Source organism: Psychrobacillus sp. NPDC096389, assembly GCF_044762855.1.
In the GTDB taxonomy this organism is placed as follows: Bacteria; Bacillota; Bacilli; order Bacillales_A; family Planococcaceae; genus Psychrobacillus.
The window spans coordinates 990589-1017583 of sequence record NZ_JBIWFB010000001.1; the positions used below are offsets into that span (position 1 = coordinate 990589).

The window sequence follows — 26995 nt, forward strand, 5'->3', positions numbered from 1 at the left end:
TAAAAAAGCAAAGGGTGAAAAACATGAATGTTAAAATTAGAAAAGATAGTTGGAGTACGGAAGAAGACAATCTTTTAAAAGAAATAGTTTTAAAGAAAATAGAGCAAGGCCTTACGCAAATTTCTGGATTTGAAGAAGCGAGTGTATTGCTAGGTCGCTCTAAACAAGCTTGTGCATTCAGATGGAATAAAAATCTGCGCCCTCAAATTTTTAAAAAGGAAACTTCGTCGAAGGAACATGTAGTAAGAGAAGTGGCAGACTCTTCCACTTTGCAAAATCATTTACAGTTAGCAATGGAAAGTTATGATGAGATGAAACAGTCTTATGATGAAATCTCTAGTGCCTATAATTTATTGAAAAAAGATTACGAGCAATTATTAAATTGGGCCAAACAAGGAATTACGCATTTAGAACGGCAATAACTAAGAAGTCTCTTCCATTAGAGGCTTTTTTTTATGCAAAAAATAGAAAATTAGCAATAAAGAACGCACAAAAAGTATTTTCTTCTGCTAAAATAGAAGGTGTGAAAACAAATATTCCACTTTTCAATGAATTCTTACAAAATATTTGCTTTGAAAAGTAGAATATGCGCAACATCCTCTAAAGGGGAATGGTTGGAACATCAAAGGGAGGAAATATCAACATGAAAAATTTAGCATCAACTATGGCAGGAACAGTATTTACAGTAAACGTAGCCGTTGGAGAGGAAGTTTCTGCTGGACAAGTAGTAATGGTACTGGAGTCAATGAAAATGGAAATTCCTATCGAAGCAGAATCAGCCGGTAAAGTAGCAGCTATCAATGCAACAGAAGGCGATTTCGTTAACGAAGGCGATGTTTTAATTACGTTCGAATAAAATAGTGCTTACGCTTTTCTAATAAGGGGGATTTGCAAAGTGGGAGAGGTAAAAGGATACAATGAACGACTAGAAGAAAAATTAACATCTATTTATGCAGGTGGGCACGAAAAATATCACGAAAAAATGAAACAACAAAATAAATTATTTGTGCGAGATCGTTTAAAATTACTTTTCGATAACGGTGAATATGCAGAAGATGGCCGATTTGCCAATGTGGAAGCGGGAGATTTACCGGCAGATGGTGTTGTCACAGCGACTGGTAAGGTAAATGGACAAACTGTATGCGTTATGGCAAATGATTCTACTGTAAAAGCGGGCTCATGGGGATCTCGCACGGTAGAAAAAATTATCCGCATCCAAGAAATTGCAGAAAAAAATAGAGTGCCATTACTATATTTAGTAGATTCTGCTGGTGCTCGAATTACAGATCAATTAGATATGTTTCCAAATCGTCGAGGTGCGGGTAGAATATTCCACAACCAAGTAAGACTTTCGGGATTCATCCCACAAATTTGTTTGCTATTTGGTCCATCTGCAGCAGGTGGGGCATACATACCAGCGTTTTGTGATGTGGTTTTTATGGTCGAAGGAAATGCATCGATGTATTTAGGATCACCTCGCATGGCAGAAAAAGTAATTGGTGAAAAAGTGACGCTCGAGGAAATGGGCGGTGCACGAATGCACTGTACGGTAAGTGGTGTAGGGGATGTACTTGTCACTTCCGAAGAAGAAGCAATTGAAGAAGCGAAACGATATTTAAGTTTTTTCCCGGCAAACTTCACGAAGAAGCCTAAAAAAGTAGAAGCGAAAGCGATTAAAGAAGGAAGAACGTTAGAAGCGATTATTCCTGAAAACCAAAATGCACCATTTGATATGTATGAAGCAATTGATGCCTTAATAGACGAAGGTACATTCTTCGATGTGAAAAAACTATTTGCACCAGAACTTATTACTGGGTTTGCTCGCATCGAAGGTCAAGCTGTAGGGATTATTGCCAACCAGCCAAAAGCAAAAGGTGGCGTTCTTTTTGTTGATTCAGCTGATAAAGCGGCAAAATTCATTTCACTTTGTGATGCTTTTTCCATTCCATTAGTATTTTTAGCGGATGTTCCAGGGTTTATGATTGGAACGAAAGTGGAGCGAGCTGGGATTATTAGACATGGAGCAAAGCTAATCGCAGCGATGAGTTCTGCAACTGTACCAAAAATCTCGGTCATTGTCCGCAAAGCTTATGGAGCAGGACTATATGCGATGGCGGGACCAGCGTTTGAACCAGATGTATGTATCGCACTACCTACAGCCCAAATAGCGGTGATGGGTCCAGAGGCAGCTGTAAATGCTGTTTATTCCAATAAAATTGAAGCAATTGAAGATCCAAAAGAACGATTGAAATTTGTACAAGAAAAACATGCGGAATATAAAGAAGAAATTGATATTTATAAGTTAGCGTCTGAAATGATTATTGATGAAATTGTTGCGCCGAGTGATTTGCGTCGTGAGCTTTCGGATCGTCTTCGTTATTATGAAGACAAAGAAATTGCACCAGCACCTCGAAAACACCCAGTGCTTCCTGTATAATATTTTAAAAAGGTCTACCATTCCGGTAGACCTTTTTAAAAAGATAAAAATATAGCAAAATCTTCCTATGAACTGCGATGATGTAATGGCACATCTATCTTGCTCATCTCATCGGAGACGACACCTCCAACTTCAAACAATATGGTGTCTAGTATTCAACAAGTAGATTTAGCATCGCTTATCACTGAGATGAAAATAGTAGTTAAAGTTAAAATGGTGATAAAATCGTCTGTTGAAATTGGGATACTATAATGCAATGGGGGATGAGGAAAGTAGATTTTCTTTTTTACTAGTGGAAATAAAGAGAAATAGTAAGTGCTTGCTAAATAAAGAAGTGAATAGCGAACGAAATTGTATCTTCGAGAGCTTCCTCTATTAATAAGAAAGTCTCTTTTCCCTAGTTATCCAAAAATGTACTTATCTGTTTCTAAGAGTTATAGGAGACGACGGACAGACAAACGCCATAAGATTACCAATAGCAAAAAATTCACTCGGTAATGATATAGCAAATCGTTTGTTCAAAGCACTTCGAAGACGATAGAAGAAGATTTTGAACGTAAAGTATTTGGGTATCTTTTTTTGTCCGATTATTCTTAAAACTTGAGGTGATTCATATGAATATTGGAATTGTAGGTGCCGGTTCTATCGGAATGTTATTTGGTGCCTATTTAGCAGAAGCAAAACATAAGATTACATTTTTAGTTCGAAATCCTCCTACATCAAATGAATTATACATAGAAAAAATGAATACAACTAAACAATTGATCCCCTGCAATCTTGTTTATAGCATGGACAAACTAAAAGAAATGGATTTAATCATACTAGCAGTGAAATATCATCATTTGCCATTATTAAAAGATGAATTAGATGCATTGCCAAAAGATATCCCGCTTTTATTTTTACAAAATGGATTGCTTCATCTCACGTTTGCTAATACATTAAAACACGACACGATCTTAATCGGTTCTGTTTTACATGGAGCAACGAAAAAAGATGCACATACAGTCCAGCACCTAGGGGTGGGGGTTACGACGATTGGTCTTTGGAAAGGGGAATGGGGAAGGATGGAGGAGTTATTATTTCCACCAAATCAGCATTTTCCATTTGAAATTTCCACTAAAATAGAGGATGTATTATTTAAAAAAGCAATGCTAAATAGTTTGATTAATCCTTTGACGACAATAGCTCGTGTTCCAAATGGAGTGGTTGTGCAAAACACGGCTTATCAAACGATTGCTAAAAATATTTTCGATGAAATGCTAGATGCATTTGATGAATGGAAAGACCGTTTTTCATGGGATGAAGTAGTTATGCTTTGTACTAATACCCAATTTAATCATTCTTCTATGTTAAAAGACTATGAGAACGGTCGTCAGATGGAACTCGATACTATTATGGGAGCGATTATAGAGGAAGCGAGTAAAAGAAATAAAAAATTACCGATATTAAATACATTTTATTTGCTATTGAATGAACAGAATAAAGTAGGTGAACGACATCTTTAATACGATTATTTCATTTTTGCTATTATATCCAATCGTACTATTTATTCTGACCTTCATTGTCTCTAAATACTTTTTACATAAACGAAAAAAATCGATTGGTATTGCCGCAGATGTAACTACTTTTCTATTATTCTTCTCGGTTTCTCATGTTTATTCGGTTATATTTTCTAAAAATATTGGATTTATATTGATCATCTGTTCGTTACTATTAGCAACAATCTTGACGTTCCTTGATTGGCGTACAAAAAAAGAAATGGAAGTTCGTCCGCTACTTCGAAAAATTTGGAGATTGTTATTTATGTTGCTTTGTTTGTTTTATGCGTTTCTTTGGATATTCGGAGTTATCCGATATGTATTAGGCTATATAAGCTAATAATTTTCCACGCATTCTCCTGTAATGATATACTCATACAAGTATTTGTCTTAATCCAGTAATACGTAAAGAACTCTTTAGGATTAGGATAAAAATCGACGGCGTATGCAGTGTTTTTGTGAAGTAACTAAAAAAGCGCCGAGATGAAATTGATAATTAGAGGTGGAAAAATCGTGCGATTAGAGCAACATACACAACCATTCGCGTCCCTATTTTATAAGAAATATTTGGAGGATACAGCTAGTCTTACTTCTTTTTTTCATTATGAATGGAATCAAAAGGCACTTAATAAGAGACTTCAAGAAACTGATTTTAGCAAGACGAAAAGATTGGAACTGGTAGAAGTATTAACGACTTATATGCGTAAGTTTGGTATTTCAAAAAAGAGCAGTGAACATTTAGAAGAGTTAAAAGACAATGGTGTCGTTGTAATTGGTGGGCAGCAGGCTGGTATATTAACGGGGCCGATGTATTCTATTCACAAGGCGATATCGGTTATTACGTTGGCGAAGCAACAAAGGGAGAAACTTGGAGTTCCTGTAATTCCTGTTTTTTGGATTGCTGGAGAAGATCATGATATTGACGAGATTAACCATGTTTACATAGAAAGAAGTAGAAAGCTTCAAAAGTTTGTATATCCGCAAAAAACGAAAATAAAGAAAATGGCTTCTGAGACAACATTTGATAAGCCGTTTATGGTTAACTACTTAACTGAAATTTTTCAAAGTTTACCTGAAACATTGTACACTAAGGAACTATTTTCTAAAGTGGTCCATCATTTAGATGATAATAGTACGTATACGGATTTCTTCTCGGCGCTAATGAATGATTTCTTTCAAGAAGAAGGATTACTTTTAATAGATGCTGCATACGAACCGCTTCGAAAGTTGGAAAGTGAATATTTTCAACTTTTTGTAGAGAAATCTACGGAGCTTGCGGAAATCGTCTTTGAAAAAGAAAAAGAATTTGAAAACGCCGGATTTGGTACGCCGATCCAAACAAAGGAATCAGCTGCCCACTTATTCTACGTCGAATCTGGAGAACGATGTTTATTGGAAAGACAAGATGATATGTTCGTCCACGAAGCAAAGGGACTTTCCTTTACGAAAGATGAGTTGCTTCAAATTGCAACTAATCATCCGGAGAAGTTAAGTAATAATGTTGTAACGAGACCAATTATGCAAGAAATGGTATTCCCTGTGTTGAGTTTTATAGGTGGGCCCGGGGAAATTGCTTACTGGGGGACGTTAAAAACTGCTTTTGAACTGTTTCAGATGAAGATGCCAGTTATAATGCCGAGATTAAGTGTGTCGGTTGTGAACACAAAAACACAAACATTACTGGAAAAGTTTTCGTTCACGATTCAAAATGTATGGGACGGAGCGGTAGAAGAAGCGAAACTTCAGTACATCAACAAACATCGAAATGAGCAAATTCCCGCGTTGATCGAAACGATCAGACAGGAGCTTGCTGCTAAATATGAAAAGTTAGAGGCACTTTTAACAGATGATGATCTTAAACTAAGTCCATTAGTTCAGAAAAACTTGCGTTATCATGAAAATCAATTAACATTTATCGAACATGCTATCGATGACACACTTCTTGGTAAGTTAGATGCATCTATTCATCGATATGATCGCATAATAATGGAATTAACTCCAAATGGAGGACTACAAGAGAGAATTTATTCCCCACTTCAGTTAATAAATGAGGTAGGAGCAGATTTTATCAAAGAGCTTTTAGAAGTTCCTTACGAGTTTAATGGTAAACATCATGTAGTCTATCTATAAAACAGAAGAACTCTGGCTAAGATCGCCGCGTCCTGCGGCAAAGCCTGAGTGATCAACGTCCTGTTGACCCTAGCCCCCACAGTTTATGTGGGGGCTTTTGTATGAGGAGAAATATAGCTTTTTTGCACTGTTTTTGTCTCAACAAGTACTATTTACACATTTTGAAAAATTAAATGCTCATTTTTAAAAAAATGGGTGGAGGAAAGTGGGGGGATGTGGTATGTTAATGACATAAAGTGGGGTGAGTAGCATGTTCATGGGCGAATATCAACATAACGTTGACGCGAAAGGACGGTTAATAATACCATCCAAATTTCGTGAACACTTAGAAGACTGTTTTGTTTTAACACGTGGTCTTGATAATTGTTTATTTGGTTATCCTATGAATGAATGGCGAAAACTCGAAGAAAAGTTGAAAGAACTGCCTGTCACCAAGAAAGATGCAAGGGCATTCACTCGTTTTTTCTTTTCAGGTGCAACTGAAGTTGAAATTGATAAAACCGGACGTATTAATATTCCAAGCAATCTTCGCAGTTATGCAAAGATGGACAAGGAATGTATCGTTCTAGGTGTTTCAAACCGTCTTGAAATTTGGGCGAAAGATGCATGGGAAAATTACTTTGAAGAATCAGAGGATTCCTTCAATGACATTGCAGAAAATATGATCGACTTTGATATTTAGAGGAGGAAAAGGCTTGTTTCATCACACAACAGTATTATTAAAAGAAACGGTAGATGGACTTGCCGTTCGTCCAGATGGTATTTATGTGGACTGTACATTAGGTGGTGCAGGGCATAGTGAATACTTAGTTAAACAATTAAATGAACAAGGCAAGTTAATATGTTTCGATCAAGATATGACAGCGATTGAAAATGCAAAAATAAAACTTGCGCCTTACTTAGATCAAGTAACTTTTGTACATGCGAATTTTCGGTATTTGAAAAAAGAGCTCGCTGACATTGGGATTGAGAAAGTAGATGGCATTTTATATGACCTAGGAGTTTCTTCTCCACAACTCGATACACCAGAACGTGGTTTTAGCTATAACTACGATGCTCCGTTAGATATGCGTATGGATCAGACGAGCGAGTTAACCGCTTATCATGTTGTCAATGAGTGGGCATATGAAAAATTAGTGAAAATCTTTTTCCGTTACGGGGAAGAGAAGTTCTCCAAACAAATAGCTCGTAAAATTGAGCAAGCAAGAGAGGTAGCACCTATTGAGACAACTTTTCAACTGGTGGAATTGATAAAAGCTGGAATTCCGGCTGCAGCAAGAAGAACTGGTGGACATCCGGCCAAACGAATTTTCCAAGCAATCCGAATAGCTGTAAATGATGAACTTGGAGCAGCAGAAGATTCTCTCGAAGATGCTATCCAACTGATTAACGTGGGCGGAAGGGTTAGTGTTATTACTTTCCATTCACTCGAAGATAGACTTGCAAAAACCATTTTTAAAGAAGCATCATCATTACCAGATTTACCTCCAAACCTACCTGTAATTCCAGCTGGGATGGAGCCTATGTTAAAGCTAGTAACAAGAAAACCGATATTGCCTTCAGCAGAAGAACTAGAAGTGAATAACCGATCTCGTTCAGCTAAGCTAAGAATTGTGGAAAAACTAATTGAAAAAGGAAGTGTCTAAATGGCTTTACGTAAACATCAGTCAGAAACATACATAAGTCGTCCTTCTTTCCCAGAACAACCACAAATACAAAAACCGATCAAAAAACAAAAAAAGCTTTTATCAAAAGGGGAGAAGATATTACTCGTTTGTCTGCTTTCTGTAGTAACGATTCTCTCTCTAATGATTATCCAAACGCAAACCGCGGTTCGTGCTACAACTACGGACATTTCTCAAATTGAAAAACAAATCGATACTACTTCAAAAGAAAATACAGATTTGTCCATACAAGTAAGCGAACTATCTACCTATGATCGCATTTGGAAAAAGGCGGAAGAGCTCGGTTTGAAACTGAATGAGCAAAACGTGAAGGTAGTACCAGGACAATGAATAAGAAATTTCGTTTTCAATGGGGAGCCTTTCTAATGTTTTTATTTTATGGAGGGCTCTTTTTTCTATTACTAGGTAGATTTGTTTTCATTCAAGTAACCGGGGTTGCAGAAGGACAAGTATTAGCAGCAAAAGCAGAGGCAAAATATAATAGAGAACAAGTTTTGCAAGCAAGTAGGGGGAATATTATCGATCGGAACGGCGAAATTCTTGTACAAGATACATTAAGTTATAAGATGATTGCTGTCATCAGCCCGAAAGCTACTGAAAACATTAAAGTACCTCGACATGTCGTAGATACGAAAGAAACGGCGCAAGTATTATCGGAGTATATTGATATGACGGAAGAGGAAATAATCGCTCTATTAGAGAAAAATATAGAAAAAGACAAATATCAAGTGGAGTTTGGAAAAGCAGGTAGAGATATTAGTCATAAAGTAATGAATGAAATAAAAGCACATAAACTACCTGGAATTATATTCGTTCAAGATTTAAAAAGACTGTATCCAAACGGGCAATTTGCATCACATTTAATAGGATTTGCATTAAAAGAAGAGAAAGAAAATGGTGAAACAGAAACGGTAGGAAAAATGGGGCTTGAATATATATACGATAAAGCGTTAACAGGAACCCCGGGAAAAGTTGAGTTCAAAAGTGATACAAAAGGGTTTTTACTACCAAATGCAGAGAAAATGATAACAGAACCACAGAATGGGCAAGATATTTATTTGACCATTGATAAAACGATTCAAAACTTCTTAGAAGATGCGTTAAATAAAGCAGAAGAAAAATATAATCCGGAGAAAATGACTGCCATTGTGGCGAATGCTAAAACAGGTGAAATACTTGCGATGTCTCAAAGACCCACATTTGAGCCGAATACCCGAGAAGGGTTATCGACAAACTGGCTAAATGAGGCGACTGAACAAACGATTGAACCTGGCTCGACGATGAAAATTTTCACGTTGGCTGCAGCTATTGAAGAAGGTGTATGGGATCCAAATGCAACGTTTAAATCTGGTTCTTACACATTGTATGGTGATACAATTCGAGATCATAACGTTTATGGGTGGGGACAAATTAGTTACTTAGAAGGTTTTCAACGCTCGTCTAACGTATCAATGGCGTACCTAATGAATCGAATGGGCGATGAGACATTCATCGACTATATTCATCGTTTCGGTTTTGGAGAGAAAACAGGTATCGATCTTCCGAATGAAGCTACGGGTACTGTTCTCGACACTTATCCACTGAATAGAGTAACGACGACATATGGACAAGGTACCACTGTAACACCTATTCAAATGGTTCAAGGAATGACTGCGATAACGAACAATGGAAAGATGATGCAACCATATGTAATTGATAAGATTGTAGATCCTAATACTGGTGAAGTATTAAGCAATCATAAGCCGACTGAAAAAAAATCACCTATTTCAGCGGAAACAGCGGAGCGGGTAAAGGAAATTTTGGCTAGTACGGTTACCTCTGAGTATGGTACTGCAAAACGTTTTAAGTTAGACGAATATACAACTGCTGGAAAGACCGGAACAGCACAAATCGCAAAACCAGGTGGAGGCTATTATTGGGGGAGAGAAGTATTTTTATATTCTTTCTTAGGAATGGCACCAGTAGAAGACCCACAACTCATTGTGTATGTCACTGTTCACAAACCGCATCTAGAGTTAACGGAATCTGGTTCACAACCGGTTGCGGACGTATTTAACGCAGTAACGGAAAAAAGTTTAAAGTATTTAAATGTTCAACCCGAAAATCTGGAACTTGCTACGCCTATTGAAATGCCGAATGTAGTAGGGCAAAATGTTATTGAGAGTCAAAGTATGCTAGAGTCACAAGGTTTGAAAACTGTTATAATTGGTCAGGCAGAAAATGTATTGGCGCAATACCCGACAGCTGGTACTTCTATTATTTCAAGTGGCACTGTGTTTATTAAAGGACAGGGAGATATTTACTTACCAAATTTTTCTGGTTGGTCTAAGCGTAATTTAATGTTATATAAATCATTGGCGAATCTTCCAATTGAAATTACTGGAGAAGGATTTGTTACAGAACAAAGTTTGACAGCAGGCTCCTTAGTAACGAGTGAAACGCCTATCGTTGTCAAATTAGCGACTCCAGATGAAGCAACCAATATTGCTCCTGTCGAGGAAGAACTAGTAGAAGAAGAACTGCCACAGGATTGAAAGACTTGAAAGAGGAATAGAATAGTTGTTGCCATTTTCTCATACCTTATCTAAAACGAGTAAAAGGAGAAAATGGCATTTCTAAAATAAAACAAATGATCCGTTTACGAATGATTTGGCTGATTACAATTATTTTATTTATATTAGTAGGTGGCAAGTTAATACAGCTTCAATTTTTTCAATTTGATGAATTGACGTCTAAAGCGAAAGAAAGCTGGGATAGAGAACTCCCTTACTCATATCTCCGTGGGAATATTTTGGATACAAATGGCGAAGTAATTGTGGGAAACAAGCTTTCTCCAACCTTATATTACATGCCGTCTCAAAATGACGACCCCCAGCAAGTAGCAGACCAAATCGCACCACTTATAGAAATGGAAAATGACAAGCTATTTGAACAATTAAACAAAAGAGAGTCTATCGTCAAAATAGCGCCTGCTGGAAAAAACATTTCTACTGAACTAGCAATGGAAATACAAGATAAGAATATTAAAGGCTTATATGCAGGCGTCGATTACATACGAGACTATCCATATGGTGAGATGCTTTCTAGATTATTAGGATTTGCAGGTTATGACAAACAGGGACTTGCGGGTATCGAATATCAATATGATTCTGTATTAAAAGGAAATGATTCAGCCATTAGAATGTATACTGATGCAAAAGGGATTCCTTTACCACATGTAGATGATGGCTGGAAAAGTGGTGTTAAAGGAAATCATGTGCAACTAACGATTGATATGAAAGTGCAGCAAGTAGTAGAAAGAGAACTTTCTCAAGCGATGAAGCAGTATGATGCAACGCAAGCTATCGGTATTGCAATGAACCCTAATACAGGAGAAATACTTGCACTTGCTTCTGCACCAAACTTTGATCCTGCTAATTATCAAGATGTGGATTCTACTATTTATAATCGTAACTTACCAGTTTGGATGACATTTGAACCGGGTTCCACTTTTAAAATAATTACATTAAGTGCTGCACTGGAAGAAAATGTTGTAGATTTAGAAAATGATCATTTTTTTGATCCAGGGTACGTAATGGTAGAAGGTGCTAAACTTCGTTGTTGGAAAAGAGCGGGACACGGAGATGAAACTTTCCTGGAAGTGGTCCAAGATTCTTGTAATCCAGGTTTTGTTGAGCTAGGCAGGAGAGTAGGTCCAGACAAGCTTCAGGAGTATATTCGAAATTTTGGTTTTGGACAATCGACAGAATCAGGCATGGCTGGAGAATCAACGGGTATTCTATTTAGTAAAGATCGCTACGGTCCTGTGGAACATGCCACTACATCATTTGGTCAAGGTATTTCTGTCACACCTATTCAACAAGTGCAGGCGGTGTCTGCAGCGATAAATGGTGGTTATTTATATAAACCGTATATTGTTAAAAATGTTCTAGACGGGGAAACTAATGAGATTTTATCAAGTACAAAGCCTGAAATGAAAACTCAAGTCATCAGTGAAGAAACTTCTGCAAAAGTTCGGGATGCACTTGAACACGTCGTAGCGTTAGGCTCAGGAAGACATGCATATAGAGATGGTTTGCGAATTGGTGGGAAAACAGGAACTGCCCAAAAAGTAATAAATGGTAGATATGCTGATGGGGAATATATCGTATCTTTCATCGGTTTTGCCCCAGCTGATAACCCGGAAATCGTTGTATATGTCGCAATCGATAATCCCAAAAATTCTACGGTATTTGGTTCTACTATTGCAGCACCGATAGTCGGGCAAATTATCGAGGATACATTGGAAGTTACTAGTGATGGGGAACAATTGGAAAAAGAATACAGATGGGGAGACATCGAACAAGTTCGCGTTCCAAACTTAGTTGGAGTAAAGAAAAAAGAAGTAACGTCTTATATGTATCCATTTTCAATAGTTTGGCATGGTGAAGGGGAAGAAATACTTACCCAGTTACCAAAAGAAGACACGCTTATACCTATTGATGGAACTATACATGTATATACGAAATAACCATTTTAAAAAATAAATAACTATGGAACATTTAGCTATAGTTGATGGCAATTAAGGAGATTTATTCATGACATTATCTGCAACGATTATAACACTTTTTGTTAGTTTTCTATTATCGGTCATTCTCGCACCAATCGTTATACCTTATTTAAGGAAGATGAAGTTTGGTCAAAGTATTAGAGAAGAAGGACCGCAATCACATCAGAAAAAAGCAGGAACACCGACGATGGGTGGACTTATTTTTATCGCTTCCATCATCATTTCCACGATAGGTCTGTCGTTTTACTTCGATAAGTTAACGACGCAATCAATCGTTTTGCTCATCATTTTAGTTGGTTTCGGAGCTATTGGATTTTTAGATGACTTTATCAAAGTCGTATTGAAGCGAAATCTTGGGTTAACATCCATTCAAAAATTGATTGGTCAAATTATTATTTCGATTATTGCCTATTTCCTATTGAAACTAGGTCCGTTTGATACAACACTTGCAATTCCATTTACGAATATCGATATATCACTTGGTCAATTTTATGTGGCGTTCCTCATTTTCTGGTTAGTCGGTTTTTCTAATGCAGTAAACTTATCGGATGGGTTAGACGGTTTAGTTTCTGGAACCGCTTCAGTAGCTTTTGTAACATTTGGCGTGCTTGCACTTACATTTGAACAAACGGATATCGCTATTTTCGCATTTAGTGTTGCTGGTGCCTTATTAGGATTTCTATTATTCAATAAAAACCCAGCAAAAGTTTTTATGGGGGATACGGGTTCACTAGCATTAGGTGGATCCCTTGCTATGGTATCTATTTTAGTGAAGCAAGAATTATTGCTTGTCATCGTTGGGATTATTTTTGTAGTTGAGACATTATCGGTTATTTTGCAAGTAATTAGTTTTAAAACGACTGGAAAGCGTATTTTTAAAATGAGTCCGATACATCATCACTTTGAATTAGTCGGTTGGAATGAACGTAAAATTGTTACTGTATTTTGGGCAGTTGGTTTTGTTGCCGCTATGTTTGTTGTATTGATGGAGGTTTTGTAGAGTGAAACAGTTACCAATTGTCTATCATAAAAAAATACTCGTATTAGGTTTGGCTAAAAGTGGTACGGCTGCGGCCGAAATTTTGCATGATTTAGGTGCTTTCGTCACAGTTAATGATGCAAAACCTTTTGATCAAAATGAAAATGCCCAATATTTACTTTCTAAAGGGCTAACGGTAATATGTGGAAGCCATCCGGAGGATCTTTTAGACGAGGGATTCAGTCTTATAGTAAAGAACCCTGGTATTCCTTACACAAACCCTGTTATTGCTGAGGCGAAAAAGAGAGGCATCCCAGTATGGACGGAAGTGGAGCTGGCTTATCGCATAAGTGATGCACCAATGATTGGTATTACAGGGTCCAATGGAAAAACAACAACGACTACACTTATTTTTGAAATCCTAAAACAAGCCGTTAAACACCCGCTAATTGCTGGGAATATTGGAACGGTAGCAAGTAGTGTAGCGCAAGAAGCTACAAAAGAAAATACAATTGTAACGGAGCTATCATCGTTCCAATTAATGGGTACCGAACAATTAAAACCGAAAATCGCCATTTTGATGAATTTATATGAGGCGCATTTAGATTACCATGCCGATTTCGAAGAATACACGGATGCTAAATTTAATATCACAAAAAACCAAGATGCGTCTGACTGGTTTATATATAACGGGGAACAACAGCTTGTAGTGGATTATGCGGCAAAAAGTAAAGCGATTAAAGTACCGTTTTATGTAAGCAAGAAGACAGATGATGGCATTAGTGCAGACGATCAATTCGTCTATTGGAATGGCGAGAAGGTATTTGAGCGGTCTATTATTGCGCTTCGCGGAAAACATAATTTAGAAAATGTGTTGGCAGCAACTGCAGCTGCACTTTTAATGGATTGTTCGTTAGAAGCCATTAAGGAAATAATTTCTACTTTTCACGGTGTAAAACATCGAACGCAATTTATAAGAGAGTGGAAAAATCGAAAGTTTTATAATGATTCGAAAGCGACGAATGCACTAGCAACAAAAAGTGCATTAGAAGGCTTTTCAGAACCAGTTATTTTAATCGCTGGTGGTGTGGATAGAGGACATTCATTTGATGAATTAATCCCTTATTTACATCATGTAAAAGCATTGATTCACTACGGAGAAACAGCAGAACGTTTGCAAAAGTTTGGGGAGGAGCAATTTATCCCCACAGTTACTCGAGTGAATAATTTAGTAGACGCTATTGAAGAAGGAGTCAAACTCTCAAGTGTAGGGGATGTCATACTATTGTCTCCTGCTTGTGCAAGCTGGGATCAATACGCGAGCTTCGAGTTGCGTGGGGATGAATTTATCGAAAAAGTGATGGCATTAAAAGAATAACGAAAGGATGAAATAATCGAAAGACAAAAGTAAAGTACTATTCGTTTCCTCTGTCCTATTTTTATCAATTATTGGTATATTGTTTGTGCATTCTGCAGGGTCTTACTGGAGCGAAGTACATTATAAAGGTCAAACGCCATTCGCTGTTAAGCAAGCTACTTATTTAGTCGTAGGTATTGCGGTAGCTTTTTTTATCCGAAATAAAAGCATCATCCGCATTCCTACATTTTGGCAGTTTTTATATTTAATTTCTGTCGTATTATTAATAGGGGTATTAATCCCAGGAATAGGTGTAGTGCGTAATGGGTCACAAAGTTGGATACCATTAGGCTTTATGAATTTCCAACCAGCAGAACTTGCTAAAATTGCAGTATTAGGTGTATTAGCAAGTGCTTTGGCAAATGACAAAAAGCCGAAAAAGACAGTGTATTTTCAAAGTGCTATTTTGCTTTTATTGCCGATTAGTCTCATCATGCTTCAACCGGATTTTGGATCCGCTTTTGTGCTAGTAGTAGCCGTATTCTTCTTATTGTTTGCAGCAGGATTGTCGATTAAGTTTTTTGTAGCTATTGGGGCTGTTGGGGTTATTGGCTTTGTGGCATTGATCATTTCAGCGCCATACCGGCTTGTTCGAATTCAAGCATTTCTAGACCCTTGGAAGGATCCTTTAGGTTCAGGGTTCCAAGCAATCCAATCGTTACTAGCGATAGGGCCAGCTGGTTTGTTCGGTTTTGGTTATGGGAATAGTAGACAAAAGTTTTTATACTTACCAGAACCACAAAATGATTTTATCTTTTCTATTTTGTTGGAAGAGACCGGTTTTATCGGTGGGATCATCGTTATCAGCGCATTTCTCATATTTTTTACAACGAGTTTTATGATGGCTGCAAAAGCCAAAACAAGAGAAGCACAGTTAATGATTATTGGATTTACGTCGTTGTTAACGGTTCAAACGTTTTTAAATATGGGAGTTGTGACAGGGTTACTTCCTGTAACAGGTGTTACTTTGCCGTTTATAAGCTATGGTGGTTCATCACTTGTTATGACTTGGATTATTATTGGGATCATATTCAATTTAGCAAATACATCGATAAACGAAGGGAGGCGGTAGAATGGAAAAAATCATCGATATTGAAGAGCGCATACCTACTTTTAAAGAACGTAGAAGACGTAGAACAAACAAAAAGTTTTCCATTCTACTTTTTCTCTTTGTCACGACTCTTCTAATCGTTCTCTATTTTCAATCTGACTATAGTCAAGTACAGGCAATTGAGCTAGAAGGCGCGATGCTCGTTCCGAAAGAAAAGTATATCGAACAGAGTGCATTAAAATTAGGCGATTCGATGTGGGGATTTAAAGAAAAGAATATCGAAGATGCATTAGAACAAAATGAGTGGGTAAAGGTTGCTAAAGTAAAACGAAATTGGTTAACAGAAGTACATATTCAAGTGGAGGAATACAAACAAATAGGATACGAGGAAAAAAATGGGACACTTCAAATTATTTTAGAAAATGGCAAAGTGATAGAAACAGATGGACAAGTGTTGCCACTAGAAGGACCTATTTTTTCAGGGTTTAAAGAAGAAAAAGTCCGTTTAAGATTGATAAAAGAATTAGCTAATTTACAACCAGAAGTACTGTTAACTATTTCACAAATCTTTTACACACCAACAGAAAATGATGCCTATTCGATTCAAGTATTTATGAATGATGGCAATGAAATTAAAGCGCTTATCCCATCATTTGCTGAGAAGATGAACTATTATCCATCGATCGTATCGCAGTTAGATCCAGATGTAAAAGGCATTATCGACCTAGAGGTTGGCTCGTTCTTCCAACCATATGTAGAGTTACACAATGAAGAGATAGAAGAAGAGGTGATGGAGCTTGAAGAAGAGCAACAAACACCTTAAAATTCCCTCCAGAGGTCGAATACTTATTTCCTTAGTTAGTCTAGTTTTAGGTTTTATACTTGCCTATTCCTACAGCATAGCTGTCGAAAATGAAACCGAAATAAATACAACAAGTGAAGGTTTTATGGAGCAGAGCAAATATAGAGAAGACTTAATAGAACAAAAAGAAAAAAATAAGGAACTAACAGAAGAAATAAATGAAAAGCAGCAAGAGATACGTGACTACGAAAAATCATTTGTGAGTAGTGAAGAAAGCGTGGAAGCACTAGTAAAAGAAGCAGAAAAGTTAAGGCTATTAATGGGGGATATCCCATCACAGGGAAAGGGGATATCCGTTTCATTAGAAGATGGCGCATATAACCCATCCCAAGAAAATCCAAATGATTATATCGTTCACGAAAGTCATGTTTTTAAAGTGGTAAACGAATTGAAAATTTCAGGAGCAGAAGCAATTTCTATTAATGGACAAAGACTTCGAGCAAATTCGTTTATCCGCTGTACCGGCCCAGTTATAACAATAGATGGTAAGACTTTTCCCGCACCCTTTACAATTGAAGCAGTAGGGGATCCTGCTGTCCTATTAGCTTCTGTGCAGTTAGGTGGCGGCGTTTTAGATCAGCTAACAAGTGATAATATTGTCGTGACGGTTGAGGAAAAAGGGAAAATAACGATGCCTGCACTAAGGGATGAAAAAAGCTAACAAAATAAAGGAGGCCGAATAATGAAAAAAGCCGTCTATATTCGGTTTACGATCATTTTGTTAATAGTTGGTTTTATGTTAGCTGTTCAATATAATACCGTACAAAATCCAGAAGCGAGAGATACAAGAGACGTTTGGGCTATTCGTCAAGAGCTAGCTAGAGAAACAGAATTACATTCAGAGTTATTATCGGAAGTACGGATGTTAGAGCAAACAATTGGTAAATACGAAAATATGAGGAATGAAAGTCCAGAAATCGCTTTAAGCGACACAGTGAACCAATTAAAAAAAGATATCGGATTAGAAGCATTTAATGGTCCAGGACTTACAATTGCAGTTAAACCGTCTTTAGAAAGTATCGCTGTTGGACAAGCTATCGATGGAATTTCTCCTGATTTACTTATTCGATTGGTCAATGAAATTAATCGTTTTAAAGCAAAAGTGGTAGAAATAGATGGAAAACGCATCATTTATTCATCTGCAATAAGGGATGTGAATGGCAAAACGACTGTCAATAATCTTGCGATACGAAATGCCCCTTTTACGATTAAAATTGGAACAGCATCCTTTGAAGATGCCAAAAAAATGTATAATCAATTAGAGGCTTCCGCTATTGGGGACGACTTTTACATCGATAATCTAACGTTAGAAATTGGAAATCCGGTAAACAATCTGACTATTTCTGGTTATGACCAATCGATCAACAATCAATTTTTACAAGAGAATCCAGGAGGAGAGTAATGTATGTGGTTGCCATTATTAGGGTTAATACTCGGGATTTCGCTTGGTCTATTAACAGATATCCAAATTCCTGAAATCTATGAAAGCTATTTGTCCATTGCTGTACTCGCTGCGCTCGATACGCTTTTTGGAGGAATAAGAGCGCAATTACAACATGTGTATGATGATAAGGTTTTTGTTTCTGGATTTTTCTTCAACATTGGACTCGCTGCAGCACTTGCGTTTTTAGGGGTTCATCTTGGGGTAGATTTATATTTGGCTGCTATTTTTGCATTTGGCGTCCGCTTGTTCCAAAATATAGCTGTTATACGCCGGATTCTTTTGACAAAATGGTCGGATAGAAAAAATACATAAGTAATATGTATGAAAAATTAGAATATTTAACGATCGCATTATAAAGTTTTAGACTTTATGCGGTTTTTACACTAGAATAATAGTTAAAGAGTAAATAGGAGGTGCCACGGGTTGAATCAATCAGAATTGTACGTATCACTAGATATCGGGTCGTCTTCGATTAAAGTATTAATCGGCGAAATGAATGACGACTCGCTGCATGTAATAGGTGTGGGAAATGTAAAATCAAATGGTATTCGAAAAGGCACCATTGTTGATATAGACGCAACAGTTCAGTCTATTAAGAAAGCGATAAGTGAAGCGGAAAGAATGATAGGAATGTCTATTCATGAAATCGTTCTAGGAATTCCAGCTAATTTAGCAAATATACAAAATGTAAAAGGCGTTGTAGCCGTTAATAGAGAAGATCGAGAAATTACAGATGGTGATTTAGAACGTGTCATTGAATCTGCTCAAGTAATGTCTATCCCTCCTGAGAGGGAACTGATCAATATTGCACCGAAGCAATTTATCGTAGATCATCTAGAAGAAATAAAAGATCCTCGCGGTATGATTGGTACAAGGTTAGAACTAGACGGTATTATGATGACTACATCGAAAACGATTTTACATAATGTGTTGCGGTGTGTAGAAAGAGCTGGTCTGCAAATTAGAGAGATTTATTTGCAACCACTAGCTGGTGGTCATTTTGCTTTAACGGAAGATGAAAAAAACCATGGAACAGCCTACATTGACATTGGTGGTGGTTCTACAACAATTGCCATTTTCAATGAAGGGCATTTAATCAATACATCTGTTATTCCAGTTGGTGGAGATCATATTACAAAAGATTTATCGATTGTATTAAAAACACCAACGGAACAAGCGGAAATGATTAAGTTAAAGTATGGACATGCTTTTTATGATGATGCTTCTGATGATGAACTATTTGAAGTTCCAGTAATTGGAGCGGATATGAAAGAGCAATATTCTCAACGTTATATTGCAGAGATCATTGGTGTTCGCCTAGAAGAATTATTTGAATTGGTGTTAGAAGAGTTTTATAGAATGGGTCTCCAAGATCTACCTGGTGGTGTCGTCATAACCGGGGGCGTTTCTAAATTGGATGGAATAGGTCAATTAGCGAGACATATTCTACAAACAAGAGTGAGATTGTACACACCAGACTATATTGGGGTACGTGAACCACAATATACGACTGCTGTTGGTCTTATAAGATATGCCTATAAAGAAGATCTTTTCTATGGTAAAATTGGTAATAGCCAAGCATTGGCACAAATAGCTAGTAGTGAAGCAGTTTCAAGTCCTAAAAAACAAAAACAAACTGTTCAACATTCGACAAATGAAAACAAAGAGAGTGCAATGTCAAAAGCGAAGAAATTTTTCGACAAATTTTTTGAATAACAAAACCCTTATCATAGCTTAAGAGAATATAGGAGGCAATAGCATGTTAGAATTCGAAACAAGTGAAGATCAATTAGCCGTTATTAAAGTTATTGGAGTAGGTGGCGGCGGTAACAATGCAGTAAATCGAATGATTGAACATGGCGTTCAAGGGGTAGATTTCATCGCCGTTAATACAGATGCACAAGCATTAAAAATGTCACAAGCAGAAGTAAAACTACAAATCGGTGGTAAGCTCACTCGTGGATTAGGAGCAGGTGCAAATCCAGAAGTAGGTAAAAAAGCAGCTGAAGAAAGCAAGGAACTAATTGAGGAAGCATTAAAAGGCGCAGACATGGTATTCGTAACCGCTGGAATGGGTGGGGGAACTGGAACTGGTGCTGCTCCTGTAATCGCTCAAATTGCACGTGATTTAGGTGCATTAACTGTTGGTGTAGTAACACGTCCATTTACTTTTGAAGGTCGTAAACGCTCTACGCAAGCAGTAGGCGGTATTGGAATGATGAAAGAAGCAGTAGATACACTGATCGTTATTCCAAATGACCGATTATTAGAGATTGTCGACAAAAATACGCCGATGCTAGAAGCATTTAGAGAAGCAGATAATGTTTTACGTCAAGGGGTTCAAGGTATTTCCGATTTAATCGCTGTTCCAGGACTTATCAACTTGGACTTCGCCGATGTTAAAACGATCATGTCTGATAAAGGCGCAGCACTTATGGGTATCGGTATATCCTCTGGCGAAAATCGTGCGGCAGAAGCAGCGAAAAAAGCAATTTCAAGTCCACTTCTTGAAACATCTATCGATGGAGCAACTGGAGTGCTGATGAATATTACTGGTGGTTCTAATTTAAGTTTATTTGAAGTTCAAGAGGCTGCTGATATTGTTGCTTCCGCTTCGGATGAAGAAGTGAACATGATCTTCGGTTCGGTTATTAATGATAATTTGAAAGATGAGATTGTTGTTACAGTAATCGCAACTGGTTTCAATGAAGAACTAATCATGCAAAAACAGCCAAGATCTTCAGGCTTTGGAGGAAGTAGAACACAACAAGCTGCTCCAACTACTCCAATCCGTGAACAACGTAAAGAAGAAATCCAACAACCTTTACAGCATGAACGCCAAGAACGTCAAGTGCCTAATCATCCACAAGAAGATGCACTAGACATTCCAACATTCTTGAGAAATCGTCAACGTCGTTAATATATTGTTACAGATGAAGCTATCTCCCAATTCGAATAACATCGAATGGGAGATAGCTTTTTTGTTTAGTAACTTTATAGAGAATATCATTTTGTATGGAGTGTCATATAAGGATAGTGCGTCGTACAGCAGAGTAACAGCTATTTTTGCTTGGAGAATAATGACAATTAATAAAATGCACAACGTAGCGGCCGTTACTCGCAAAGTTGAAGTGCATATGCGCAACATTCGCTTTCAAACACGCAACATTATGAGTCATTTGCCCAACATTTACAAAAACGAGGTAAGATCATTGGCGTCTCACTTCAAGTAAACTTGCTGTTTTAAGAATTTGTTGCTTTCATCGGCAATTTGATTGCTCTCGTGATGATTTAATTGCTTTTAGACTGGAATTGGTTGCTTTCAATGAATGGTTGGTTGCTCTAAGCCATTTACTGGATAAAATAGGCCCATAAAATGTAGGAAGCTTTGTTATTAGCAAGCAAATATTGACTAAGCAAGTGATTTCCATTGATTTTCGCTGTAAGCGTCGACTCCAGCCGGATAAGTGAGCAAAATGAGACATCCCAACGTACGCCTAAGCGGCGGGGATGGCTCATCGCTTACCCGGCGGAAAGCGTACGATTGCAGCGAAAATCTTAGCGGCCACCTAATAAAGCTTTACGACGCATTGTCCCTACAATCCCAACTATCCTTAATATGGATAGTTTTTTATTATGTTATTTTGTCGTTAAAAAAGGGGCTTTTCCACCGTTCTTTTGACAAAGTTTTTAAAAGTGACATGGTACCATTTAGTAAAAAAGGGGGGAGAATCATGTACGCGGAAGTCATGATTGCAACTAATACTTTTTTCAACTATACCGTGTTAGCATTTGCAAACAAAATTGGGTGGATAGAAAACCAAAAAAGATATTTGTTCCTTTCAGCGTTTACTGCTGGAGTGATTACAGTCATTTTCTCTCATCATGTAAGTACGGTCTTTTTATCGTTTGTTGTGATGATCGGCATTGCTTTTTGGAAGAAACGCACACATATCGTTAAAGCGATTACATTGACATTACTAGCAAGTATTTTCGCGGGTGGCTTATTAACCGCAATCGCACCGATGTATAGCAATAGTAGTAATATTTTTATGATCGTAAACTTCGCATTAATTGCAATTGGCGGACTCTACTTCTTAACGAAACATGTGCTTCATCTTAATATTTCAAGTACAGAAAGAGAGTTATTATACGCTTCTCATATTACTTTGTTTGGGGAAACAAAGGAGCTAACTCTTTTTATAGACTCTGGAAATGTATGTAAGGAACCACTGTCGAATGATCCAGTACATTTTGTTGCGTCAGAAGTGTTACAAGATGTGCTGCCAAAAGAATTGTTTCAAGCGATTAATGATTGGGAGTTTGAAAAAGATAAGGGACTTGATAAACTCTCCAAAGAATATGCTACTAAATTGCGGTTAATACCAATATCGACTATACAAAAAGAGAAAACTTGGGTTATTGGAATAAAGTACGACGAATGGTTTGTAAATGATCTGCCTCTACCAAAAGGATACATTGTCATGACAAGAGTGAAAGATAAATTCCCACACGGGGCAGATGGTATTTTACACAGTTCTTCTTATTTCCATTTAAAGAAAAGGAGTGTTAGATAATGCTGTTAAGATTATTACGTAGATTATATTACTGGATATTATCATTTAGAAGAAGCGGAGTACATTATATTGGTGGCAATGAATCATTACCAAAACCACTAACTAGAGAAGAAGAACGGGAAATGCTCTTAGCTTTTATGGATGGAAACGAACATGCGAGAGATGTATTAATCGAAAGAAACTTAAGGCTGGTCGTATACATTGCAAGAAGGTTCGATCAAACGAATACAAACATTGAAGACCTCATTAGTATCGGTTCGATTGGACTTATTAAAGCAGTAGAAACCTTTAATGTTGATAAAGGAATTAAACTTGCTACATATGCGTCCAGATGTATCGAAAACGAAATATTAATGCATTTAAGAAAAACAAATCGCATGAAATCAGAGGTTTCTTTTGATGAACCATTAAACTCTGATTCGGATGGGAATGAACTTCTTTTATCCGATATTTTAGGAACAAGTGAAGATTTAATCATTGAAGATGTAGAAAAAAAGTTGGAAAGACAACATGTGTTTGAAGCGATTAATTTACTTGGAAATAGGGAAAAATATATTATGCAATGTCGTTTCGGACTGAATGGAAAAGAAGAAATGACACAAAAAGAAGTGGCCGATCACTTAGGTATTTCACAGTCTTATATATCTCGCTTAGAGAAGAAAATAATATTAGATTTGAAAGAGCTGTTAAACGAACCGATTGCCTAATGGTTGAAATTGGATTTGGCACCTCGGAATAATCTTCACACTACCGGACAAACTGATTAAGAACCAATTAAAAAGTCCGGAGGAAGATCTATGACGAGAACAAAAGTAGAATTATGCGGCATTGATACATCTAAGCTTCCTTTACTTAAGCATGAAGAAATGAAAGAATTGTTTATCAGGTTACAAGCAGGTGAAGAGTCCGTTAAGGATGAACTAGTTATGTGTAATTTAAGGCTAGTTTTAAGTCTAGTTCAACGATTTGCATATCGCGGGGAACAAGCAGATGATCTATTTCAGGTTGGATGTATCGGTTTGATCAAGTCAATTGAAAACTTTGACCTTAAGCATAACGTTCGTTTTTCCACGTATGCTGTCCCAATGATTATAGGAGAAATTAAAAGACATTTACGCGATCATCACTCGGTGCGTGTTTCAAGATCGTTACGAGATATTGCCTATAAAGCGATGAAAGCAAAAGAACAATATATAAATGAGCATTTACAAGAACCAACATTGGAAGACTTATCGAAAATATTAGAAATACCAGTCGAAGATATATTACTTTCTTTGGATGCTATTCAAGATCCTGTTTCGCTCCAAGAACCTATTTTTAGTGATGGAGGAGACGCTATTTATATGATGGACCAATTATGTGATAATGATGTGTCCGAAGATCAATGGGTAACGTACTTTACGGTCAAAGAAAGCTTCCAAAATCTAGATGCCAGACAGAAAAAGATTTTAACGAAAAGAATATACTACGGAGCAACGCAAACAGAAATCGCCATGGATTTAGGATTGTCTCAGGCCCAAATTTCCCGCTTAGAAAAAAGCGCCTTGTCCACAATCCAAAGCCATTTGAATCCTAAATGATTTCGTGTTCAAAAGTTACGACAAAAAATAGACGAAACGCTTTTTCTACATAGAAGAAGCGTTTTTTTTTTTGATTTCGTTCATACAATGTGTTAAAAGGAGGTTTGTGATGAAGTTTTCTGATGCACAGCAAAAAGAAGTAATTGAAGCGAGCAGTGGCCAATTATTAGGATTTATAGTCGATGCCGAAATTGATAAAGAAAGCGGGCGTATTATTTCGTTTATCGTTGAGACCAATGGAGCATATCCGACTTTTTTTAATAAAAAAAGAGAAACTAAAAAAATAGCCGTTGAAAATATAGCTATAATTGGAAAAGATGTAATAATTGTTTCGAGAAACATAGAATAGGTAAGTTTCATCATTGATAAATCAGTGTTTCATTGATACAATAAAGAAAATATTGATGATGAAAAGTTGGTTTTCATATGACAAATGTAGAACAAAATTTACAACAAATAAAACAACATATTCAAGACGCTTGTAACCGTTCCGGAAGAAAAGTAGAAGATGTTACGATTATCGCAGTGACGAAAGAAGTATCCGTGGATCGTACAAAGGAAGTAATCGCTACTAGCTTAACCCATTTGGGAGAAAATAGACCAGATGGGCTTAAGAATAAATTAGATGCCATTTCAGACGATGTCAAATGGCATTACATAGGAACGTTACAAACTAGAAAAGTTAAGTCAGTCATTAACGAAGTAGATTATTTGCATTCGCTTGACCGTATTAGTTTAGCAGATGAAATTGAAAAAAGAGCAACTTCAATGAAAGATTGTTTTGTACAAGTGAATGTATCCGAAGAAGAGTCAAAACATGGTCTTTCTATCGCAGAAGTAGAAGCTTTTATTAGTGAGTTAGGAAATTACTCCCATATTCGCATCGTTGGATTAATGACAATGGCTCCTAATACAGATGATCATTCCTTAATTCGTGATGTTTTTCGTCAGCTAAAAGCACTACAAGAAAAAATTGCAGCGAAACAGTTAACCCATGCTCCTTGTACAGAATTATCAATGGGAATGTCCGGTGACTATGAAATTGCAATCGAGGAAGGTGCAACATTTATTAGAATAGGTACAGCATTAGTAGGTAAAGAGAGGGAGGAAATTAAATGAGCATGAAAGACTGGATGAAAAATTTCTTCTACTTAGACGAAGAGGAAGAAACTTCAGCAACACAGCAGCCAAAACCTCAGCAACAACCAGTAGAAACTCAAATGCGACAACAACCGGCTAAGTCCCCTGTGAAAGAGCGTAAATTTAATACGACACCTAAAGAAATGACTGTACCTAATTTAGTAAGCATACAAAATGTGCAAAAGTCTTCCAAAGTAATGTTAATAGAACCACGTGTATACGCAGAAGCACAAGATATTTCTGAGCATCTAAAAAGCAAAAAAGCAGTTATCGTAAATTTACAACGTATTGATAAAGATCAAGGAATCAGAATCATCGACTTTTTAAGCGGAACCGTATATGCTTTAGGTGGAGATATCCAACGAGTTGGCACAGATATTTTCCTTTGTGCACCTGATTCTGTCGAAGTAGCCGGAGCCATTTCGGATTATTATTATAACGATTTAGATTAATAGAGGAGCATTTTAAACTATGGGTTTATTTTTATATTTATTAAGTCAAGCAGTAACAATCTATACGTATGCATTAATCGTATATATTTTAATGTCGTGGGTTCCAAGTATTCAACAATCAACGGTTGGAAGGTTTTTAGGAAGAATTTGTGATCCATATTTAGATATATTCCGTAAAATCATCCCTCCACTGGGCATGATTGATATTTCACCAATTGCTGCTATTTTTGCTTTACAGCTTGCAATGAGTGGAGTAGCGTATCTTTTTCTAACGTTCGTTTAAACCTCACATTCGTGGGGTTTTTATTATACATAAGGAATATAAGGAGATAAACTCAAATGGAACATGTATTACAACATTTTAGGAAAGAAGAGCAGCCTTTTATAGAGCAAGTTGTGAGTATGGTACATGAAGTAGAAAACAGGTATGCTCCAAAACTATTGGACTTTTTGGATCCTAGGCAACAATTTATCGTCGATTCGATTCGAAGACAATATGAAGGGATTGAATCAGAGACAAACGGTGTCTTAGACGATGCAGAACGAAAAAGAGTATTATTATATCCTTCCTATTTTGTACCAACAACAGAAGATTTCTCTATGCGTGTGGTAGAAGTGAAGTATCCGACGAAGTTTGTTACGTTAAAGCATAAGGATGTGCTCGGATCGATGATGTCTTTAGGCATTGATCGGAGTAAATTTGGAGATATCCGTGTTGTAGAGGGTGCTATTCAATTTGTCGTTGCAGCAGAAGTTTTAGACTATGTCCGAGCGAACTTTGCATCTATCGGAAAAGTGAAAGTACAAATAGAGTTAGTGGAAGATCCACTAAATTACTTTGAGCAGTCAGAAGAATGGCTAACCGAGACATTAACAGTAAGCTCTTTACGTTTAGACACAGTACTTTCAGCAGTTTTTAATATTTCCCGCCAAAAATCAGCTAACCTTATTTCAAGTGGCAAAGTGAAAGTAAATTGGGCAGAGAAAGATCAGACGTCTATGGAGTTGCAGGAGTTAGACTTACTTTCGATTCGTGGATTGGGACGAGTTAAGCTATTGATGATCGAAGGAAGAACAAAAAAAGACAAAATACGACTTCAAATAGGTCGTTTAGAGCAAAAAAAATAAATATATACAACAAACTGCGAATTTTA

Annotated in this window: 27 protein-coding genes and 1 pseudogene; all 28 read left to right on the forward strand. The window is 37.0% G+C overall.

Annotated features, from left to right (window positions below; all coding sequences use genetic code 11):
* The first annotated feature begins 23 nt into the window (after window positions 1-23).
* Entirely contained in the window at window positions 24-422 is a 399-nt protein-coding gene (locus tag ACIQ38_RS04640; RefSeq protein ID WP_402818647.1) for a transcriptional regulator, read from the forward strand.
* A gap of 221 nt (window positions 423-643) precedes the next feature.
* Complete coding sequence (locus tag ACIQ38_RS04645; RefSeq protein WP_402818650.1) at window positions 644-856, forward strand: acetyl-CoA carboxylase biotin carboxyl carrier protein subunit; 213 nt, start codon at window positions 644-646, stop codon at window positions 854-856.
* A 39-nt stretch (window positions 857-895) separates the two neighbouring features.
* The gene (locus tag ACIQ38_RS04650) at window positions 896-2437 is read left to right on the forward strand and encodes an acyl-CoA carboxylase subunit beta (RefSeq protein ID WP_402818653.1); all 1542 of its coding nucleotides are present in this window, start codon (window positions 896-898) and stop codon (window positions 2435-2437) included.
* Window positions 2438-3051: 614 nt separating this feature from the next.
* A complete protein-coding gene (locus ACIQ38_RS04655) occupies window positions 3052-3942 on the forward strand; it encodes a ketopantoate reductase family protein (RefSeq protein ID WP_402818656.1) in 891 nt (296 codons plus the stop codon).
* The gene (locus tag ACIQ38_RS04660) at window positions 3926-4315 is read left to right on the forward strand and encodes a DUF3397 domain-containing protein (protein WP_402818659.1); all 390 of its coding nucleotides are present in this window, start codon (window positions 3926-3928) and stop codon (window positions 4313-4315) included. The genes ACIQ38_RS04655 and ACIQ38_RS04660 overlap by 17 nt, the downstream gene beginning before the upstream one ends.
* A 173-nt stretch (window positions 4316-4488) precedes the next feature.
* Window positions 4489-6105, forward strand: coding sequence for a bacillithiol biosynthesis cysteine-adding enzyme BshC (gene bshC, locus ACIQ38_RS04665; RefSeq protein ID WP_402818661.1), 1617 nt, complete (start codon window positions 4489-4491; stop codon window positions 6103-6105).
* 250 nt (window positions 6106-6355) lie between these two features.
* On the forward strand, window positions 6356-6787 hold the full coding sequence (mraZ, locus tag ACIQ38_RS04670; RefSeq protein WP_402818664.1) for a division/cell wall cluster transcriptional repressor MraZ: 432 nt from the start codon (window positions 6356-6358) through the stop codon (window positions 6785-6787).
* Between the two features lie 13 nt (window positions 6788-6800).
* Complete coding sequence (rsmH, locus tag ACIQ38_RS04675; RefSeq protein WP_402818666.1) at window positions 6801-7751, forward strand: 16S rRNA (cytosine(1402)-N(4))-methyltransferase RsmH; 951 nt, start codon at window positions 6801-6803, stop codon at window positions 7749-7751.
* Window positions 7752-8120, forward strand: a complete 369-nt coding sequence (ftsL, locus tag ACIQ38_RS04680; protein WP_402818669.1) for a cell division protein FtsL — start codon at window positions 7752-7754, stop codon at window positions 8118-8120. It abuts the gene before it with no gap.
* A gap of 35 nt (window positions 8121-8155) precedes the next feature.
* Window positions 8156-10324, forward strand: coding sequence for a penicillin-binding transpeptidase domain-containing protein (locus ACIQ38_RS04685; protein WP_402818671.1), 2169 nt, complete (start codon window positions 8156-8158; stop codon window positions 10322-10324).
* Between the two features lie 110 nt (window positions 10325-10434).
* A complete protein-coding gene (locus ACIQ38_RS04690) occupies window positions 10435-12300 on the forward strand; it encodes a penicillin-binding transpeptidase domain-containing protein (RefSeq protein ID WP_402818672.1) in 1866 nt (621 codons plus the stop codon).
* A 67-nt stretch (window positions 12301-12367) separates the two neighbouring features.
* Window positions 12368-13339, forward strand: a complete 972-nt coding sequence (mraY, locus tag ACIQ38_RS04695; protein ID WP_402818675.1) for a phospho-N-acetylmuramoyl-pentapeptide-transferase — start codon at window positions 12368-12370, stop codon at window positions 13337-13339.
* Between the two features lies 1 nt (window position 13340).
* Window positions 13341-14696 (forward strand): UDP-N-acetylmuramoyl-L-alanine--D-glutamate ligase, encoded by a 1356-nt coding sequence (murD, locus tag ACIQ38_RS04700; RefSeq protein ID WP_402818678.1) that lies wholly within the window; start codon window positions 13341-13343, stop codon window positions 14694-14696.
* A gap of 49 nt (window positions 14697-14745) precedes the next feature.
* A pseudogene (ftsW, locus tag ACIQ38_RS04705) lies at window positions 14746-15807 on the forward strand (putative lipid II flippase FtsW); the annotation flags it as partial.
* Window position 15808: 1 nt separating this feature from the next.
* A complete protein-coding gene (locus ACIQ38_RS04710; RefSeq protein WP_402818681.1) occupies window positions 15809-16609 on the forward strand; it encodes a cell division protein FtsQ/DivIB in 801 nt (266 codons plus the stop codon).
* A gap of 124 nt (window positions 16610-16733) precedes the next feature.
* Entirely contained in the window at window positions 16734-17309 is a 576-nt protein-coding gene (locus tag ACIQ38_RS04715; RefSeq protein ID WP_402818684.1) for a DUF881 domain-containing protein, read from the forward strand.
* Window positions 17310-17330: 21 nt separating this feature from the next.
* A complete protein-coding gene (locus ACIQ38_RS04720) occupies window positions 17331-18050 on the forward strand; it encodes a DUF881 domain-containing protein (protein WP_402818687.1) in 720 nt (239 codons plus the stop codon).
* Window positions 18051-18053: 3 nt separating this feature from the next.
* Window positions 18054-18404 (forward strand): small basic family protein, encoded by a 351-nt coding sequence (locus ACIQ38_RS04725; RefSeq protein ID WP_402818690.1) that lies wholly within the window; start codon window positions 18054-18056, stop codon window positions 18402-18404.
* A gap of 111 nt (window positions 18405-18515) precedes the next feature.
* Entirely contained in the window at window positions 18516-19808 is a 1293-nt protein-coding gene (ftsA, locus tag ACIQ38_RS04730; RefSeq protein ID WP_402818692.1) for a cell division protein FtsA, read from the forward strand.
* Between the two features lie 43 nt (window positions 19809-19851).
* Complete coding sequence (ftsZ, locus tag ACIQ38_RS04735; RefSeq protein WP_402818694.1) at window positions 19852-21012, forward strand: cell division protein FtsZ; 1161 nt, start codon at window positions 19852-19854, stop codon at window positions 21010-21012.
* Between the two features lie 814 nt (window positions 21013-21826).
* Window positions 21827-22669: a sigma-E processing peptidase SpoIIGA gene (locus ACIQ38_RS04740; RefSeq protein ID WP_402818697.1), complete on the forward strand. Its 843-nt coding sequence runs from the start codon at window positions 21827-21829 to the stop codon at window positions 22667-22669.
* Window positions 22669-23376 (forward strand): RNA polymerase sporulation sigma factor SigE, encoded by a 708-nt coding sequence (gene sigE / locus ACIQ38_RS04745; protein WP_402818699.1) that lies wholly within the window; start codon window positions 22669-22671, stop codon window positions 23374-23376. The genes ACIQ38_RS04740 and sigE overlap by 1 nt, the downstream gene beginning before the upstream one ends.
* Window positions 23377-23466: 90 nt before the next feature.
* Complete coding sequence (gene sigG, locus ACIQ38_RS04750) at window positions 23467-24249, forward strand: RNA polymerase sporulation sigma factor SigG (RefSeq protein WP_402818702.1); 783 nt, start codon at window positions 23467-23469, stop codon at window positions 24247-24249.
* A gap of 109 nt (window positions 24250-24358) precedes the next feature.
* Entirely contained in the window at window positions 24359-24598 is a 240-nt protein-coding gene (locus tag ACIQ38_RS04755; protein ID WP_142608618.1) for a YlmC/YmxH family sporulation protein, read from the forward strand.
* A 77-nt stretch (window positions 24599-24675) separates the two neighbouring features.
* A complete protein-coding gene (locus tag ACIQ38_RS04760; protein WP_402818706.1) occupies window positions 24676-25368 on the forward strand; it encodes a YggS family pyridoxal phosphate-dependent enzyme in 693 nt (230 codons plus the stop codon).
* Complete coding sequence (locus ACIQ38_RS04765; RefSeq protein WP_402818709.1) at window positions 25365-25841, forward strand: cell division protein SepF; 477 nt, start codon at window positions 25365-25367, stop codon at window positions 25839-25841. Before ACIQ38_RS04760 ends, ACIQ38_RS04765 begins: the two co-directional genes overlap by 4 nt.
* A gap of 19 nt (window positions 25842-25860) precedes the next feature.
* A complete protein-coding gene (locus ACIQ38_RS04770; protein ID WP_402818712.1) occupies window positions 25861-26124 on the forward strand; it encodes a YggT family protein in 264 nt (87 codons plus the stop codon).
* 56 nt (window positions 26125-26180) lie between these two features.
* On the forward strand, window positions 26181-26969 hold the full coding sequence (locus ACIQ38_RS04775) for a YlmH family RNA-binding protein (RefSeq protein ID WP_402818715.1): 789 nt from the start codon (window positions 26181-26183) through the stop codon (window positions 26967-26969).
* Window positions 26970-26995: the final 26 nt, after the last annotated feature.

What these genes read in the sequence shown, in the direction of transcription:
- ACIQ38_RS04760 (WP_402818706.1), top strand. Translation starts at nt 24,676, where the DNA reads ATGACAAATGTAGAACAAAATTTACAACAAATAAAACAACATATTCAA.
- ACIQ38_RS04640 (WP_402818647.1), top strand. Translation starts at nt 24, where the DNA reads ATGAATGTTAAAATTAGAAAAGATAGTTGGAGTACGGAAGAAGACAAT.
- sigG (WP_402818702.1), top strand. Translation starts at nt 23,467, where the DNA reads ATGACGAGAACAAAAGTAGAATTATGCGGCATTGATACATCTAAGCTT.
- ACIQ38_RS04770 (WP_402818712.1), top strand. Translation starts at nt 25,861, where the DNA reads ATGGGTTTATTTTTATATTTATTAAGTCAAGCAGTAACAATCTATACG.
- ACIQ38_RS04765 (WP_402818709.1), top strand. Translation starts at nt 25,365, where the DNA reads ATGAGCATGAAAGACTGGATGAAAAATTTCTTCTACTTAGACGAAGAG.
- ACIQ38_RS04755 (WP_142608618.1), top strand. Translation starts at nt 24,359, where the DNA reads ATGAAGTTTTCTGATGCACAGCAAAAAGAAGTAATTGAAGCGAGCAGT.
- mraY (WP_402818675.1), top strand. Translation starts at nt 12,368, where the DNA reads ATGACATTATCTGCAACGATTATAACACTTTTTGTTAGTTTTCTATTA.
- ftsL (WP_402818669.1), top strand. Translation starts at nt 7,752, where the DNA reads ATGGCTTTACGTAAACATCAGTCAGAAACATACATAAGTCGTCCTTCT.
- mraZ (WP_402818664.1), top strand. Translation starts at nt 6,356, where the DNA reads ATGTTCATGGGCGAATATCAACATAACGTTGACGCGAAAGGACGGTTA.
- ACIQ38_RS04720 (WP_402818687.1), top strand. Translation starts at nt 17,331, where the DNA reads ATGAAAAAAGCCGTCTATATTCGGTTTACGATCATTTTGTTAATAGTT.
- ACIQ38_RS04655 (WP_402818656.1), top strand. Translation starts at nt 3,052, where the DNA reads ATGAATATTGGAATTGTAGGTGCCGGTTCTATCGGAATGTTATTTGGT.
- ACIQ38_RS04710 (WP_402818681.1), top strand. Translation starts at nt 15,809, where the DNA reads ATGGAAAAAATCATCGATATTGAAGAGCGCATACCTACTTTTAAAGAA.
- ACIQ38_RS04715 (WP_402818684.1), top strand. Translation starts at nt 16,734, where the DNA reads ATGGAGCAGAGCAAATATAGAGAAGACTTAATAGAACAAAAAGAAAAA.
- ACIQ38_RS04685 (WP_402818671.1), top strand. Translation starts at nt 8,156, where the DNA reads ATGTTTTTATTTTATGGAGGGCTCTTTTTTCTATTACTAGGTAGATTT.
- sigE (WP_402818699.1), top strand. Translation starts at nt 22,669, where the DNA reads ATGCTGTTAAGATTATTACGTAGATTATATTACTGGATATTATCATTT.
- ACIQ38_RS04775 (WP_402818715.1), top strand. Translation starts at nt 26,181, where the DNA reads ATGGAACATGTATTACAACATTTTAGGAAAGAAGAGCAGCCTTTTATA.
- ACIQ38_RS04740 (WP_402818697.1), top strand. Translation starts at nt 21,827, where the DNA reads ATGTACGCGGAAGTCATGATTGCAACTAATACTTTTTTCAACTATACC.
- ftsZ (WP_402818694.1), top strand. Translation starts at nt 19,852, where the DNA reads ATGTTAGAATTCGAAACAAGTGAAGATCAATTAGCCGTTATTAAAGTT.
- ACIQ38_RS04690 (WP_402818672.1), top strand. Translation starts at nt 10,435, where the DNA reads ATGATTTGGCTGATTACAATTATTTTATTTATATTAGTAGGTGGCAAG.
- ACIQ38_RS04725 (WP_402818690.1), top strand. Translation starts at nt 18,054, where the DNA reads ATGTGGTTGCCATTATTAGGGTTAATACTCGGGATTTCGCTTGGTCTA.
- ACIQ38_RS04645 (WP_402818650.1), top strand. Translation starts at nt 644, where the DNA reads ATGAAAAATTTAGCATCAACTATGGCAGGAACAGTATTTACAGTAAAC.